The sequence below is a fragment of the Bariatricus sp. TF06-38A genome (assembly GCF_027690675.1).
Taxonomy (GTDB): domain Bacteria; phylum Bacillota; class Clostridia; order Lachnospirales; family Lachnospiraceae; genus Allocoprococcus; species Allocoprococcus comes.
The window spans coordinates 17,958-32,286 of sequence record NZ_JAQFCE010000007.1; the positions used below are offsets into that span (position 1 = coordinate 17,958).

A 14,329-nucleotide genomic window follows, 5' to 3' on the forward strand; every position below is an offset into this window, starting at 1 on the left:
TACAATCCCCCTTACAGCATTTGTTTTGTATTACACTTTTGTCTTTTTGGTAATCTTATAAATATATTCTTCTGGTGTAGGGCGTTTATTCCCAAAATACTTTTTGAAATTTGCCTGCACCTCTGGGTCGGTGCTATTCATAGCTTCATCAATCGTAGCTTCAATATCCGCCCGAACATCAGCCAATGATACACCGCCAGCTTTTGCACCAGCTTTCAATGCCTTTTTTATATCTCTTTTGTTCAGTCCTATCATATTCATACCTCAATTCTACTTTTTAAAGCTAATAAGTTTTCCGTTGTATTTTACAATGATGAATATGATATAAAACACTCCTACAACAATCAAAATAAGACCTATGTAATAGCCTAATTCAGAATGAGAGATTAAATTGATAATCGGCATAACAAGAATACCAATACTAACCAGTAAAGTGCCTATTCCTATTTTTTTTGTAAACACCTTTTTATCTTTAGGGTCAAGTTGTGTATAATGATAACCATGTAATAAAGTAATATTCTCTTTTATTCCTATTTGATAAGATATAAAAAGTAAAAACAATCCTATAACTATTTCAACAATCAATTCCTCTAATTCCATAATCGTTCTCTCCTTTAATCAAAATAAAATAATTCTTCAAATTTTTTATCTAAAGCTATACAAAGCACTAATGCCAATTTTGCTGTTGGATTAAATTGTCCAGTTTCAATAGAACTAATTGTATTCCGAGAAACCCCGACTAGTTCAGCTAATTCTGTTTGTGATAATTTTTTTTCTTTTCGTACAGTTTTTAATCTGTTTCGCAAAATTAAATGTTCGTCCATTCTATAAACCTATCATTAAAAATTTATAAAAGTAATACCCCATAAATAGAAGAAAGAATAAAGCAATAACAAATTTGGATTTATTTTTTGAAATATGTGCTTCATAACCCATAGAGCCAAATGCCACAGACCCAATAATTGTCATTATATCATAGTAAGGTTCTTTACAAACTGCTTTAATGAAAAGAATTAAAATGCAGATAAATAAAACAAACATTAAGCCAAAAGATTTCCCTTGAAGTTTAATATGTTTTTCGTATTCATCAAGATATAGATTCTCTTTTTTGTTTTGTGATAGTATTTTTTCTTTATCCATTATATAACGCTCCTTTCAAATAATACCAAGTACACTTGTCATTTATATTATAGCATTCGGTCATTACAAGTCAATATTTTTGCACAGTTTTCTTGTCGTTTTGTAAAAGCGTGCAAATCTGATAGGAAATGCACGCTATATCATTTATCCTACAATCTTCCAGTTACTATCCTTATGTAGCACAAGCTCATACTGCGATACCTGCGTCGCTTTTGTCTGATTATCAAGGAATTTCACAGCTACCTTGACTTTTACATTGTCCCCGTCCTTTGTAAAGATAGGGTTTACCAATTCAGAATAAAGGTAGTCCCTGCCGATAGGCTCAACCACATTTCCAGATACATAGTAAGCAAGCTCTTTTTCCGTAGCTGTCGGGTACAACTTAAAGAATGTTTCCAGAAATGCGGTAGCGTCGTTTACGGTATCAGCGTCTACGCTTGCGTCTGCTTCTGGTGTCTTTGGCTCATAGTCCGATTTTTCGATTGCTGGTGCAAGGGTAGGGTTCTGAACGATTACCATATCCCCGTCAGCGTCCACATGGACTTTTACTGTATAGGTTGCTTTCACATTGTTTGTCTGTTCTCCCTCTTTTATCTGCTGATCTACTTCGTAGGTAGCAGAAAAAGTGTCCGTTCCCGACTGTTCAATACTCCATACAATCACATTTGTAACCGTGGAGCTGGTCGGTATATCCGTTCTGATTGTATCAACATTCAAGTCCTGCAATTCCTTTGTCAGATAACCGTTGATTGCCTGCGTCCTTGCTTCAATCGCTTCTTTGCTGTTATTCCATGTGTAGTAGGACTTCGCAAAATTCTTCACGAAATTTTCAATCCCGTTGGTGTCCTGCAAGCGAAGCTCAATGATTTCTTTTTCGTGGGTCGTGTGCTGGTCGATAGCAGTAAAATTCTTATACACCCCAAAGCTCACGCTTGCAATAAGTACCACCCACAACGCAATCACGGCTTTCTTATGTGTGCCTACCTTAACAGTACGCACCTTTTTTTCTTTTGATTCTTTGATAGTTTCTGTCTGTTTCTTATTCTTCTTAAACATATTTTCAAGTCCTTTCTATTGTTTTACTCGTCCTGCACCGATTAAGTGCTGTTGCCAGTAACTACTACTTAGGTCTGCATATCCTATCGGGTTGCCTGCATGGTACATCTGTGTCGGCGAAACGAGAATACCAACGTGTGTTACATAACTTCCAGCATTATAGGTAGAATGAAAAAACACCAAGTCCCCAGCCTTTGCCTGCGAAAGTGGAAGATGTTGGGTAGCGTCATACTGTGCTTGTGCCGTTCTCGGCAAGGAGATACCAGCTTTTCCATAGCACCATTGAACAAGTCCGCTACAATCAAAGGAAGTGTTCGGGTTACTGCCACCATACACATATTTCCAGCCTTGATATTTCAACGCTTCATTCATAATCGCTTGTGCCGTTGCATTATCAAAATGTGCCACGGTCAGATATTGATTGACTAATTCGACGTAGAACATATTTCCATAGCCATATCGCCAGCCCCCGTTCTTCGCAACAGCTATCGGGTTGGTATAGGTTACTTTCTTTCCACCCGATTTCTCACGGGCAAAATTTTCCGCAAGATTAAAAGTGTGTTTCTTTCCTTTTCCTGCCACATATCCCACATAACCACCGCCATAGTTATAAGACTGTATCGCTACATTCAAATCGTCGATACCTTGATTTTTGCAAGAAGAAAGCAGGGACGCAAAATATTTACACCCCTGCTTGATTGAACTTTCCGTATCTAAAGAGTTGGGCGGTAAACCAAGACTTTCCGAACTCTGCATAACATCTTCTGCCGTACCGCCACTTTCTACTTGAATGATAGCCAACAGCACATTGACATACTCGGAAATACCGTTTTCTCTGGCGTATTTTTCTACCATAGGCTGATGTTTCAAGACTTCTGCGGATAAGTTCATACCCGTAATGCCAGAAGAAAAATTGCTGTTCTCGTCGTCGCTGTCCGCACTAATCAACACACCAAAGAAAAGCACCAGAGAAAAGAGGATAGGAAACAGACTGCCAATGATAGCGATATGTTTCAGTTTCATTTTTTCTTCTGTCCTTTCTTCATCACAAGGTTAGGAGTTTTCTCTGTTGTCTGCTGGTTCTTTTGGACGGTTTGCGTCTGCTGAACCTTTGTCCTACGGTCTTTTGTGTAATTCTGGCGTGTTTCCTGCGATACCACTTTTTCTACATTCTGCCTATGTACTGGCTGTGCAGGTTGGGTCGTTTTCTTATCAGAAGCACCAGAAGATAACGGACGCTCTTTCACAACATTTGTCTTGACTGGCTCACTTGCTTTCGGAGTTGGAGCTGTGGCAGGGCGTTTGACTTCCTGCATTTTTTCCGCACTCGATTTTGGAATGGTTGAAGCGGTGGCTGGTCGCTCATGGGGACGGGTAGCTCCCGTTGTCGCTGATCCGTCAGCCTTTCGCTGTGCCTGCCTTGCTTCTTGTGCCTTTTGAAGCTCCATACGCTTATCAGCGATATTCTTCTTACGCTGTTCCTGCTTTTCCAAGCGTCCCGACTGTCTGGACTGCTCTTCCTGCACCATGCCACGCTTAAAGTCGGACACGCTGGACTTTGCCTTTTCCTTTGCGGAATATACCGCATAAGCGGTCTGTGTCGGCATATCCTTGATATTCTCTTTGACAGCGTTTGCCTTGTCTTTCACTTTATTTTTCGTATCTAAGACAGCACCTACCTTTGAGCCTGCACGTTGTCCCATGCTGGAAGTGGTATTGCCCCGATTTTCTTTAGAAGCTGTATTTTTTCTTTCCGCTCGTTTGCCAGCAACGGCACTTCCAGCTACTGCACCAGCCACACCGCCCGAAATACCGCCAGCACTTACCGCCCTTGCAATACGGTGTTCCATACGTCTAGCCCTATGTCGCATAAACAGATACGGTCTGCGGAAAATTCTTCGTCCCATGCTTTGACTGTCGTTAGCATTAAGCGAGAACATACTCATTAAGTCGCCCAGCTTCATATAGATACCAGCGAAACATACTATCTGCAAGAACGCCACCATGAAAAACGGATAGTCCGTGGAAATATTGTAAAACATACTGGAAATACTGAACGCTACCGTTACAATGAGCGTTATTCCTGCACGTGTCATTATGGTATTAAATACCCTCACGATTGCCTGCTTTGCCATGCTTTCATAGCTCGGTATCATGGAAAGTAAAAAGCTGATAGGTAAAAACATAGCGAATATAATAAAAAGTATCTGGCTGAACAACATCATGCCTGTAAGCAAGAATACAAATATCGTTATCCCTAAGTTGAAGAACAGTAGGAAAAACACCATACCCAAACGGTTTACCACCTGCGGTATCGTCAGATTGTTGTTGTCGTTATCCTCGATTTCTGTTTTCACGACTTCCTCTCTGGTCTTTCCGTCCTCGTCCTCTGGGCTTGCCGATACCAGAGCTTCAACACGGTCTGTCCCGATTTCCTCTGCGTTGCTGTTACCGAATTGTAGAAGTAGCCACGGCTGTTGTACTTGAATAGAAAATAAGCTGTCCCGTATCAAGTCCACGCTGTCCTTACCCTCACTGTCAGAGTTGGGGAGCATGATTTTGGTTCCCAAGTCCAAAGAAGCGGTACTGATGTCTGATGAAAATTCATTTATCTTCTTGATGTAATCGGGAGCGTAGGCAATAAATGAAGCAGACAACACGAATACCACCACAAAGTTGATAACGGCGTGAAGTGCCTTGCTGGTTTCTCTTTTTATCAGTCCCGTATATGCAACATACATTCCCACTACTAAAATAATGAGAAGCAGGAAACCGACATAAAAGCCAGAACTGGAAAAACCGTTCTGTGTTACGCCTGCAAGGGTCTGTATGCCCTTTCCGATACTGTCTGCCATATCGTTAATAAAATCAAGTTTATAGGCTTCCTGCACCACATAGCCCGTTGCATTGCTTAAATATAAACTGATAGTCCAGACAAAGTTGGTAATACAATAAAGCCCGTACTGCACCGATTTTCCAATCCCGTCCAGCCAGTTCCACGGAAGCCACGACCAGCTATTATCTACATAAAAATCAAGCTGGTAGTTAGAAAGGGGATATTTTGAATAAAGATTTTCTGCGTTTATGGTATCGTCCACAAGCCCCGTCGCATGAGCCACCGTCCCCAGAAGTGAAAGCAGGATAAGGGAGAGTGCCACCACGAACAGAGCCATTTTGAGAAAGTGGAAAATCTTCTTTTTTGTGAACGCACCTTTTATCCTTTCTTTCATCACTCCACCTCATTTCTCTGTACGGGCGGTCTGGTATCAAAAGCGTGTAGCAGTTCTTCAAAGACTGGGTGTATCTGCACCACACCGACACGTCCGTATAAGTCCTGCAATAAGCATTGTCCGTTCTCCAAATCACGCAAGCGTTTCTGGTTGTTTTCGTCGTCCTTGTCGATACCGAAAAATTCTAAGGTCTGTTTTATCTCGTTGATGTCAGTAGAACGGAAAGCGAATTTTAAGCCGATATTGTTTTTCAGACTTTCCTTTGACACGTCCCCAGAAGATTGTGTAACGAAATAAACGCCTGCCTGCATAGCTCGTCCAGCACGAACCAGCTTGTTAGAGAGCGTTTCTCCTTGTGCCACATTTAAGAACGCCCACGCTTCGTCAAGGTCTACAATCTTAAAAATACTTCTGTCCGAATGGATAAAATCAAGGGCAAAGGTACTAATCACAATCAGCATAGACACCGACAACAATTCAATGGTCGTGTATTCCTCAAAGGTTGTGTCCTTATCTGGTAATACTAAGTCCGCTACTTGAATGATATTGAGCTGGTTATCCAGACTGATAGCATTTTCCACCGTACCGTCTGAAAACAGCAGGTGTGCAAAATCGTAGTCTGTGAAGCTGTCAATATGGTCTGCAATATTTCTTGATATGGGTGTATCTTCACGGCGTAGCTCGTCTATCACATGGAGCAAACCCCGACTGTCGCTCTGGGTAACGGAACGCACCGCTTTACGAAGTACGGGGAATTTCTCGCCGTCCCTAGAGGAAATACCCGTAAGGAATGTTAAGATGTCGATTGCCAGACTTTCAGCGTCTTTTACATTCTTTATAATCACAAACGGGTCAAGAAGTCCTGCATTGCCTTTATCGCTTGTTAGGTTTACGATATTGATTTCATGGGCGATTTCTGGAAGTGTTTCTTTCCAGTTGCCACGCTCACTTTTAGGGTCTAACAGAAGTGCTTGACCGCCAAACAGCACCGCGTAATATACCAGAAGATTGTTACAGAACGATTTCCCACCGCCAAGCGAACCGACAAAAGCAGACGCTAAAGCGTTGGTAACTGTACCTTTTACACCTTGACTGGCAAGGGACGGTTGCAGGTACACATTTCTTCCCGTATCAACAGAATAGCCCATATAGATACCCGTAGTTTCTCCTAACTGCTGTGTCGCACCAAAACCAAGCCCTGCTAGAAAATCTGATTTTACATACTGCACATAATCATTGATATATCGCTTGCTGGCTGGTAAAAATTCAGAATGAAGCCCCAGCATATCCCCAGCAGGACGCACCAGCTTTACATTGAGGTCGTCGTAAAAGTCCTTGACTTCATCACAACGGCGTTTCAGCCCGTCAAGATCGGGTGCAGACACCCGTATGACGTAGCTTAACTTATACATACTTTCTTTGCTCTGGTCTAAGTCCGTTTCCAGCTCGTCCACGCTGTCTAAAGCGTCCACCACATTTGAGCTGGTTTCACTTCCTGCTTGATAAGCGTGATTGTCAAGGTCTTTCAATTCCTTTTTCTTATTGCGGACGGTTGTTAATGCTTTTCGATTTTCCACGATTTCTACATTCATAGAAGTATCCACGGGGAATGTGAATTGCTGTTGCTGGAAATAGAAAATTTCAGACGACGGAAAATCAAGCTCGCCGACTATCGCATTGACGGTAAAATAGGACACATAACTTTCCTTGTCCTCATGTTCCAAGCGTAAATATCGCTGGCTTTCTTCAATCACACACCTTGTCGGACGGATAAGGTCGTAGTATTTTATCAGCGTTTCTTTCTGCAATTTCTTCTTTGGTAGCTGGTACTCATAATCTTCATAGGCGATACCGTCCCTGCCGTAAAGATGTTCCATGAGATACCCAAAATCATTGATTTCCAAGCGACGCACCTTAAAGCGACGGGAGATTTTATTTTCCAGTAACTTTTCCATTTTCATGTAACGGTTGATTTCATCATTCGGCATGGAAACAAAATCATTCATCAGCGTGTGGTTCACTTCATGGAGAAACTCTTTGAATGTCAGCCACGCTGATTTTTTGATGTTCTTCAGATTGAGCTGTTCTTCTGTAACCATGAGCTTAAAGCCAAGAAAAAAGCGGTAGTCCACTTGATTATCCCCAATCATTGATACTAACGCTTCGGTCTGTTCGTCTATTTTCTGATAAGCAACTTCCTTTAACTTCCCCGTAACTAACTTCTTTGACTGCTCCTGCATACTTCTAATAGAGCTTTCCGTCGCTATCTGCAACGCATGAATTTTACCCTCACGGGACTGTGCAATGAGCTGTCGGAAACTGTCATGCACGATAAATTTCTGCTCTGCGGATAGGAAAGAATAATTGTATGGTATCAGCTCATAGTAAGCGAACACCTCATTGTCCTTGTTCCAGACAAGGTTATTGTCAATATATTTTATCGGGAACATAGTTCACACTCCTTACTGCCGTGATTGTTTCATTCAATATCTGCTTATGCAGTTTTACGGCTTTTCCTGCATAAGTGATTTTGGGTCTTAACGCATAGGTTATCTGTGATTTCAAAAAGCTGTACGGCTTCTTTCCGTCAAAGGTTTTCTGCGACATAAACCAAGTGAGAGCAACGGGAATACCGAAGTATTTGAGATATGTTCCCTCAATCATGGAAAGTGGGGGAATATCCCCAAACAGAATGATGATAAATTCCGTAATCACAAACCATGTAATCTGTGTAAAGGTAACGGGAAAGGGCAGGTTAAAGTCATTGATTGCATACAAGACTTTTTCCACGTTCCAGATACCCGTATAAGATTTAATCTTTTTCAAGTTCTTTCAGCTCCTTTCAAAATAGAAAAGGACAGCCATTTTCAGACTGCCCCTTAAAAGAGAAATACGCTGTCAGTAGCAACAATGCTTGTCGCTGATCTTCCAGCGTTAATATGGTATCTCGCACATACCTCGGCTTGTTTCAATAAAGCAACCGCCCATATCCAAATCTCGCCCGTAGGCTTCATAGTCAATGTAGTTCTGTAAGCTGGGTGGAATATCGCCAAGTGCCTGCAATTCGTCTATGTAGTAGTAGGCAACGTCTGTCATGGTTTCACAGTCGGGATAATAATAAATGTCGTCCTTGTGTTCCACGACTTCTTCCAGCGTCCCGTAGTGGCTGATAAATTCGTCCAGACATTCTACGATATAGTCGGGAAGTTCCTCTATCATTTCATACATCTCATTGAGTTCTTCAATGGAAACATACTCGCCAATCGCAATAGGGAAGTTATCGGTATCATGGATTGCGTATTCCTCGTACTGTTCATTCAAGCCGATTTTTTCTTTTACATCTTCCTCGTCAATGGGAAACGTGAACCAAGCACCGACTAAATAGCCCTCATTGTATTTGCCAAGATTAGCAATGTAAACCGCCATATCATCAATCATAAGCACCACCTCATTTCCTACTCTGGCAGTTCAAAGATACCGTGTTCCGTTACTAAAAATTTCCCGTGTTCCTGCAAGTGAGAAGCGTAGGCTTCAAAGTCAAAATAGTATTCTTGACAGTCCTCGGATAAATGCTTGAACGTCGGGTCATTCATCAGCTTTTGCCTTGCAACATCTATCATGCTTTTGCAGTCAGGATAAACCGTAATCACGTTCCTGCAAATATAAAGAGCTTCTAAATTCTCAAACACCGTAAGTAGTGATACATATTCTTCCTGCATATCACTTGAAAGCTGGCGGTACATAAAATCTAATTCGTTGAGCTGATACACGCTTGTATGTTCGTGGACTTCATCAGCAAAAGGCAACACCTTTTCGATAATGCGGTAATCCCCACTTTCTGCACCGATACCTAACTTTTCTTCAAACTCTGCAACATCTATCGGCAGGTCGAACCAGTATGATATTGTTTCTTCGCCAGTTGTTCCTTTCGTTTCCACCAGCACCCTTGTTTCCTGCATTGTTCCTCACGTCCTTTCTGTTGTTTCATCACATCTTTTATGGTCTGGTACGACATACCAAACACATATTTAGAAAAATCGTCTAACTGTCTTTCTTCATAATCGGCATGGTTCAGTCGTTTCATTTCATGCCACACCTTACGCTTGTAAGAGGGCAGGTCAGAAATGTATTCACAGCCGATTTTTTCCTGCATATCCTTAAAAATATCGTTCATTTCATCACTCCAATCCGAAATTTTAGGTAAGGAAAAAGCAGTCAATCCTAAGACTAACTGCTTTGTGTGTATGGATATGAAATTATGATTTTGCTATTTAGATTTATCCTTGAAAAAGCCAATTAAAATTAACGCAATACCAAGAATTGCTACTGGAATATAAATAACATTAGGTATATGATAAACAAATCTATCAATTCCAGACATAACAATATAAATAATAATTCCCATACTGATTAAAATGCTTTTATCTTTCATAATGGTCTCCTTTACAACTTCTAATTCTTTATTCCAATGCTTTCTTTAAGTCCAGAACAAATTGCTTTTGTTGTTTTTTCAAATAGGTTTTTACAAAAGGTTTCATAAACCACTTTTTAGGTATTACATTTTCTGTAAAGTCTATTTTTGTTTCATTCCCTTTGTCCGTAAAAATACCAATCCAGTGACCTTTCATGTTGCTATTCTCCATATCAAATTCCCAGCGTTTATATGGTTCTACAACGGTAACGGTAAATGTAGTAGCATATCCATTTTTTGCGTATTCAATAAATTGTTTGTCATTTATTATTTCTGTTTTGCTCAAATCACTTCGCCATAAGTTATATTTATCAACAGCTAAAACAATGTTCCAAACTTTTTGAATATCATTATTGATAATTGTATTTATATTTGAAACTGCCACTTTTTCATTCCCCCTTTTTAAATTACCGTTTATTGTTTTTTCATATCCACATTATAACATTCTCATATCAGCACTACAATAAAATTTTATGCACCGATAATCTTATTGAACAGCTCTAACAGACACCATTTCATCACTCCAATCTGAAATTTTGATAAGAAAAAAGCAGTCAATCCTAAAACTAACTGCTGTGTGTGGATATAAAATCTAAATTCTATTGTATAACTTTTCTTAGCCAATTATCTCTAAAGAAAATCTGTTCGTCAGTATGAAACCAATGTTCTCCGTCATTCATAACGGTAAGATTTGCACAATGTCTATCAATAAATTTATCTACCGTTTGACGTGATGTAAGATTATCATGTTCAGCATACAAAATTTCAGTAGGCGTTTTCCAATTTATCGGGTTTGCCCGAACAAAACATAGATATTCCCACGATAATGTTTCTCCAAAATCAGTTGGTATTTCTTTTCTTTCAGAAAGTTCCTTTTCAGACACATTCGCCCAGCTCATCATATCTACTATAAGTTGTTCCATATCAAGTATAGGCGATATGAATAATGCTTTTTCAATCTTGAAATTCTGTAATGTGTGCATTGTAAAATAAGCTCCGATACTATTAGCAAGTACATATATGTAGTCATATTTTTCAGATATTTTATCGTAGACTTCCATAATTTTATTTTTTACAATCCACGGGAAATAGTCATTATAATCTACTCCAAAAACATCAAAATCTAAACAAATATTTTTGAACTGTTCAGCTTCAAGATAACTTCCACCTTTACCATGAACATATATCATTGCTTTCTTCAAAATAACGCCCCCATAAATCAGAATTTTATATATCCACATTATACCATTCTCATATCAGCATCACAATAAAATTCTATGCACCGATAATCTTATTGAACAGCTCTAACAGTACATCTTTCACACCGCCAGCATTGAATACCAAGCCGACAGCAATCAAGGCAACTACTAAGAAGCCAATGAGCTTTGAAAACTCACGCTTGAACCCTAAGTAGATACCGATAACCACAATCGCCATAAGCACCAAGCTCTGTGCGTTTGATAAAAACCATTGATACAAATTTTGTCCGAAATTCATTTAATTGTCCTCGCTTTCTTCTAATTGTTTCATTTTATAGTCAGCTTCTTTGCCGACATTCAAAATACATATCAAGACTACGCCGATACCCATTCCCATAGATACCAGCAGGAAGTCTTTTAATAATATCCACATTTTTTATCACTCCTAACTTTCCACCAAATCTTTTGCAGGGGTCGTCTGCTGTTTGATTATCATTTCATGTTTTTCACTCAAGGTTGCCTGCTTTTCGATAGTTTCCATGTAGTCTGTACCGTTTCCCTTATCAATCTTTTTCAGCATTTTCAAGGTCGGTGCTACCTGCCGTTGTACCCAACGCAATGTGCGGTCTAAGGTATAAGGCTCTGGCTTTGTTGTCAGTTTCAGACTTTGCCGATTATCGCCGATAAACCACGCCCAGCGGTCATTGAGTTTCCAGTCATTTTTTCGCTTGTCGGGTTCTTCATCAACAAACCGCACATACTGGTTGATGATAGAAAAGGCGGTCTGTTCTGCGTCATAATAAGTCAGCAAATCTCGTACTGCATAATAGGCACGTTCATTGCGAAGCCGTATTTCAAAACGGTTGATAATGTCGGCTTCTTCCAGCGGTGTCCCTAACTTGACGTACTGCTCATAGTCCTTTTCATAGATACAAAAATACACATCAGATTTCAGTGAACCAAGATAAAGGGTACGCCCCATATATTCTCTGTCGTCCTCTCTGTGCTTGATAAGCTCACCTGACTGGTAATATTTGTAACTTCTGGACTTCCCGATATATTCCCGTTTCCTGCATTTTTCCGCAAGCTCTGGAATATCCAAAATGCCCGTATGGTCGTTGATAGCAAGGTCGATACGCTTCATCACGCCACCGTCTACGAGTGCGTCCATGAGAAAGTCATACCAGCTTCTTTGCTGTGCCAGCAGGTAACTTTCAAACTGCCTGCAACCACGCCCCTTTAATTCTAAAAGGACACCTTTTTCTTCGTCAGCCGACGTATAGATAAAGATGTCCCCTAAAGAATAATGCTCCGTATAACTGTAATGTCCGTAATCTTCATGGAGCATATAATTGATATTCAATTTTAATATATCTTTGATGATGTGCTGTATATCCAGCGTGGGAAAACGAATTTTCACATAATCAAACAGCATGGTAAGCGGTGCTTCTGGATTGAACCTTGCCAGTTCCTTATGCAAAGTTTCCAGAAGTTCTTTTGACGGCTTCATTTTTCCGCTTTCTATCTTGTTGAGATATTCTCTTGTGATACCAGAAGCCACCGCCAGCCTGCCTTGTGAGATGCCGTAAACAATTCGTTTCTCCCGTAATTCTTTTATCCATGGTTCTTCATTCAGAACCATACCCCCAATCTGTCAAGTGTGAAGTTTTTTAAGGCGACTTCACAACTGAATTTTGCTAGGAAATCATGCCAGAAGCCTTATGTTTCCTATGTTTTTCGTCTATTGTCTATTTGCAAACGTACCCCTCTGTTAGATACCGAGGGGTTTTACCTGCTGGCGTGGCTTACGCCACACCAGCAACGGCTAGTCCGTGCCGTCGCCTTTCGCTTCGCACGTCGCCGTCCCGTCCTGCCTTGCTTGTGCAAGAGAGCCGATAGTCTGCAAAAAATCATGTCCTTTCGGGACTAAAGGCGTGTAAAACTCACTGATAACACTTGTTCCCACATCACAATAGCCACGCCCCTTGATACGCTTCTGAAAAAACTGCTTTTTCACATCTGAACCAAACAGCATACCGTAACCTAATTCGCTGATACGCCCAAGTCCCACACGGAAATTGAAGTTATCTCTGATACCGTCCGAGAAATACTTTGCGTCTGGACGCTGGCAGGCAACGATAAGGAAATAACCTGCTTGTCGCCCTAACATAACGATTTTCTTTAGCTGGCTAAGTAAGCTCACGCTTTCTTTCGTCCCCAGCATTTCAAAAAACGCCACATATTCATCAAAGATAAGAAAGCAGGGTGGCAGTCCCAGATAGGCGTAGTTTTCGCCTGTCTTATAGTTCGGGTGTCGCTTCATTTCCTCGCTTCGCTGTACCATGCCCTCATAAAAGGCATTGACGCAGTCTATCATTTCTTCTTTGGTATGGTAGACGTTTGGCATGACCGTTCCTAAGTCCGCAAGGTCGCTATTCTTCGGGTCTAATATGTAAAGGACAGCGTTGGTATGCAGTAAGGCTTCAATGAGCGTCAGCAGAAAATAAGTTTTACCGCCACCAGTTCCACCAGCAATCAGAGCGTGGGGGAGTGCGTCATATTCCCAGACAAGATTTTTCATCAATCTAAGACAGCCTTTTTCTGCACGTACTTCATCAATGGTAATGCGATTTGCTATCATATCATAAAGCAGGGTATATTCGATATAGCCGTCATGCAGGGTCTTGTCGGTCAGCTCACAATACAAGCCACTTTCCAATTTATCCTCTAACCGTAAAAGCTGGTCTTGATATTTCCCCAGCGTGATTTCACAGCGGATATGAAGCAGTCCCTTTTCCATTTGATAGTAAATCTTTGGAAACCAGACGATTTTTTCTCTTGATCTGCTTTGCAGGTCAGTAAAAAAACCGCTGTCTTGTACGGTATCGGCTTCATACCACTTATTTTCCAGTATCATTCTTGCCAGCTTTTGACGGTGCAGGAGCTTCTTGAAACTATCGTAACAGAAGCGGTAATACAGAAAAGCGACCAATGCACAAACACCAGTCGCTATCAGTATGGTTATGAAGTTGTAAGGGGAGAGCGTCAAGCCGTTCTCTAACAAGCTGAAATGCTCCCAATCGGTACGCATGAGCTGTTTCGTATTCAGTAGCAAAAGAACCGCTACGAATACAAACAGAAGCGTCCCTATGGAAAAGTGATAGACAAGTTGCTTGTCGCTGGCTCTGATACGGTGTCCTTTGTTACAAATCTTACGCATAAATCAATCACTC

Annotated in this window: 19 protein-coding genes; all 19 read right to left on the reverse strand. The window is 40.8% G+C overall.

Annotated features, from left to right (window positions below):
* Positions 1-30 precede the first annotated feature (30 nt).
* The gene (locus tag PG418_RS07570) at positions 31-255 is read right to left on the reverse strand and encodes a hypothetical protein (protein ID WP_055171218.1); all 225 of its coding nucleotides are present in this window, start codon (positions 253-255) and stop codon (positions 31-33) included.
* A gap of 15 nt (positions 256-270) precedes the next feature.
* Positions 271-600, reverse strand: coding sequence for a DUF3784 domain-containing protein (locus PG418_RS07575; protein WP_009243023.1), 330 nt, complete (start codon positions 598-600; stop codon positions 271-273).
* Positions 601-614: 14 nt separating this feature from the next.
* On the reverse strand, positions 615-824 hold the full coding sequence (locus PG418_RS07580) for a helix-turn-helix transcriptional regulator (RefSeq protein ID WP_005342572.1): 210 nt from the start codon (positions 822-824) through the stop codon (positions 615-617).
* A 1-nt stretch (position 825) separates the two neighbouring features.
* A complete protein-coding gene (locus tag PG418_RS07585) occupies positions 826-1,140 on the reverse strand; it encodes a DUF6442 family protein (protein ID WP_055267761.1) in 315 nt (104 codons plus the stop codon).
* Between the two features lie 144 nt (positions 1,141-1,284).
* On the reverse strand, positions 1,285-2,196 hold the full coding sequence (locus PG418_RS07590) for a conjugal transfer protein (RefSeq protein ID WP_195678573.1): 912 nt from the start codon (positions 2,194-2,196) through the stop codon (positions 1,285-1,287).
* A 15-nt stretch (positions 2,197-2,211) separates the two neighbouring features.
* Entirely contained in the window at positions 2,212-3,219 is a 1,008-nt protein-coding gene (locus tag PG418_RS07595) for a bifunctional lytic transglycosylase/C40 family peptidase (protein WP_118753772.1), read from the reverse strand.
* Positions 3,216-5,426 (reverse strand): CD3337/EF1877 family mobilome membrane protein, encoded by a 2,211-nt coding sequence (locus tag PG418_RS07600; protein WP_217799303.1) that lies wholly within the window; start codon positions 5,424-5,426, stop codon positions 3,216-3,218. Before PG418_RS07600 ends, PG418_RS07595 begins: the two co-directional genes overlap by 4 nt.
* Positions 5,426-7,876 carry a conjugal transfer ATPase TcpF gene (tcpF, locus tag PG418_RS07605; RefSeq protein ID WP_195678575.1) on the reverse strand — a complete coding sequence of 817 codons (2,451 nt, stop codon included), beginning with the start codon at positions 7,874-7,876 and terminating at the stop codon, positions 5,426-5,428. The genes PG418_RS07600 and tcpF overlap by 1 nt, the downstream gene beginning before the upstream one ends.
* Positions 7,854-8,252 carry a conjugal transfer protein gene (locus tag PG418_RS07610; RefSeq protein WP_498837263.1) on the reverse strand — a complete coding sequence of 133 codons (399 nt, stop codon included), beginning with the start codon at positions 8,250-8,252 and terminating at the stop codon, positions 7,854-7,856. The genes tcpF and PG418_RS07610 overlap by 23 nt, the downstream gene beginning before the upstream one ends.
* A gap of 108 nt (positions 8,253-8,360) precedes the next feature.
* Positions 8,361-8,864: an antirestriction protein ArdA gene (locus PG418_RS07615; protein WP_002323345.1), complete on the reverse strand. Its 504-nt coding sequence runs from the start codon at positions 8,862-8,864 to the stop codon at positions 8,361-8,363.
* 17 nt (positions 8,865-8,881) lie between these two features.
* A complete protein-coding gene (locus PG418_RS07620; RefSeq protein ID WP_117824599.1) occupies positions 8,882-9,385 on the reverse strand; it encodes an antirestriction protein ArdA in 504 nt (167 codons plus the stop codon).
* Positions 9,304-9,600, reverse strand: a complete 297-nt coding sequence (locus PG418_RS07625; RefSeq protein ID WP_117824598.1) for a conjugal transfer protein — start codon at positions 9,598-9,600, stop codon at positions 9,304-9,306. Before PG418_RS07625 ends, PG418_RS07620 begins: the two co-directional genes overlap by 82 nt.
* 93 nt (positions 9,601-9,693) lie before the next feature.
* Positions 9,694-9,858 carry a hypothetical protein gene (locus PG418_RS07630; RefSeq protein ID WP_173736688.1) on the reverse strand — a complete coding sequence of 55 codons (165 nt, stop codon included), beginning with the start codon at positions 9,856-9,858 and terminating at the stop codon, positions 9,694-9,696.
* Between the two features lie 28 nt (positions 9,859-9,886).
* Entirely contained in the window at positions 9,887-10,282 is a 396-nt protein-coding gene (locus PG418_RS07635) for an SRPBCC family protein (RefSeq protein WP_117824597.1), read from the reverse strand.
* Positions 10,283-10,496: 214 nt separating this feature from the next.
* Positions 10,497-11,138 carry an alpha/beta hydrolase gene (locus PG418_RS07640; RefSeq protein WP_008393975.1) on the reverse strand — a complete coding sequence of 214 codons (642 nt, stop codon included), beginning with the start codon at positions 11,136-11,138 and terminating at the stop codon, positions 10,497-10,499.
* 34 nt (positions 11,139-11,172) lie between these two features.
* Positions 11,173-11,394, reverse strand: coding sequence for a hypothetical protein (locus PG418_RS07645; protein WP_002323342.1), 222 nt, complete (start codon positions 11,392-11,394; stop codon positions 11,173-11,175).
* Positions 11,395-11,529 carry a DUF3789 domain-containing protein gene (locus PG418_RS07650; RefSeq protein ID WP_117824596.1) on the reverse strand — a complete coding sequence of 45 codons (135 nt, stop codon included), beginning with the start codon at positions 11,527-11,529 and terminating at the stop codon, positions 11,395-11,397.
* 12 nt (positions 11,530-11,541) lie between these two features.
* A complete protein-coding gene (gene mobT / locus PG418_RS07655) occupies positions 11,542-12,738 on the reverse strand; it encodes a MobT family relaxase (protein WP_217799510.1) in 1,197 nt (398 codons plus the stop codon).
* Between the two features lie 183 nt (positions 12,739-12,921).
* Positions 12,922-14,316: an FtsK/SpoIIIE domain-containing protein gene (locus tag PG418_RS07660; RefSeq protein ID WP_118368055.1), complete on the reverse strand. Its 1,395-nt coding sequence runs from the start codon at positions 14,314-14,316 to the stop codon at positions 12,922-12,924.
* Between the last annotated feature and the right edge of the window lie 13 nt (positions 14,317-14,329).

Bases quoted from the DNA above. Each gene is read 5' to 3' on its own strand.
- PG418_RS07570 (WP_055171218.1), bottom strand. From the start codon at position 255: ATGATAGGACTGAACAAAAGAGATATAAAAAAGGCATTGAAAGCTGGT.
- PG418_RS07595 (WP_118753772.1), bottom strand. From the start codon at position 3,219: ATGAAACTGAAACATATCGCTATCATTGGCAGTCTGTTTCCTATCCTC.
- PG418_RS07630 (WP_173736688.1), bottom strand. From the start codon at position 9,858: ATGAAAGATAAAAGCATTTTAATCAGTATGGGAATTATTATTTATATT.
- PG418_RS07580 (WP_005342572.1), bottom strand. From the start codon at position 824: ATGGACGAACATTTAATTTTGCGAAACAGATTAAAAACTGTACGAAAA.
- PG418_RS07650 (WP_117824596.1), bottom strand. From the start codon at position 11,529: ATGTGGATATTATTAAAAGACTTCCTGCTGGTATCTATGGGAATGGGT.
- PG418_RS07640 (WP_008393975.1), bottom strand. From the start codon at position 11,138: ATGTGGATATATAAAATTCTGATTTATGGGGGCGTTATTTTGAAGAAA.
- PG418_RS07585 (WP_055267761.1), bottom strand. From the start codon at position 1,140: ATGGATAAAGAAAAAATACTATCACAAAACAAAAAAGAGAATCTATAT.
- PG418_RS07575 (WP_009243023.1), bottom strand. From the start codon at position 600: ATGGAATTAGAGGAATTGATTGTTGAAATAGTTATAGGATTGTTTTTA.
- mobT (WP_217799510.1), bottom strand. From the start codon at position 12,738: ATGGTTCTGAATGAAGAACCATGGATAAAAGAATTACGGGAGAAACGA.
- PG418_RS07660 (WP_118368055.1), bottom strand. From the start codon at position 14,316: ATGCGTAAGATTTGTAACAAAGGACACCGTATCAGAGCCAGCGACAAG.
- PG418_RS07625 (WP_117824598.1), bottom strand. From the start codon at position 9,600: ATGAACGATATTTTTAAGGATATGCAGGAAAAAATCGGCTGTGAATAC.
- PG418_RS07590 (WP_195678573.1), bottom strand. From the start codon at position 2,196: ATGTTTAAGAAGAATAAGAAACAGACAGAAACTATCAAAGAATCAAAA.
- PG418_RS07620 (WP_117824599.1), bottom strand. From the start codon at position 9,385: ATGCAGGAAACAAGGGTGCTGGTGGAAACGAAAGGAACAACTGGCGAA.
- PG418_RS07645 (WP_002323342.1), bottom strand. From the start codon at position 11,394: ATGAATTTCGGACAAAATTTGTATCAATGGTTTTTATCAAACGCACAG.
- PG418_RS07615 (WP_002323345.1), bottom strand. From the start codon at position 8,864: ATGATTGATGATATGGCGGTTTACATTGCTAATCTTGGCAAATACAAT.
- tcpF (WP_195678575.1), bottom strand. From the start codon at position 7,876: ATGTTCCCGATAAAATATATTGACAATAACCTTGTCTGGAACAAGGAC.
- PG418_RS07600 (WP_217799303.1), bottom strand. From the start codon at position 5,426: ATGAAAGAAAGGATAAAAGGTGCGTTCACAAAAAAGAAGATTTTCCAC.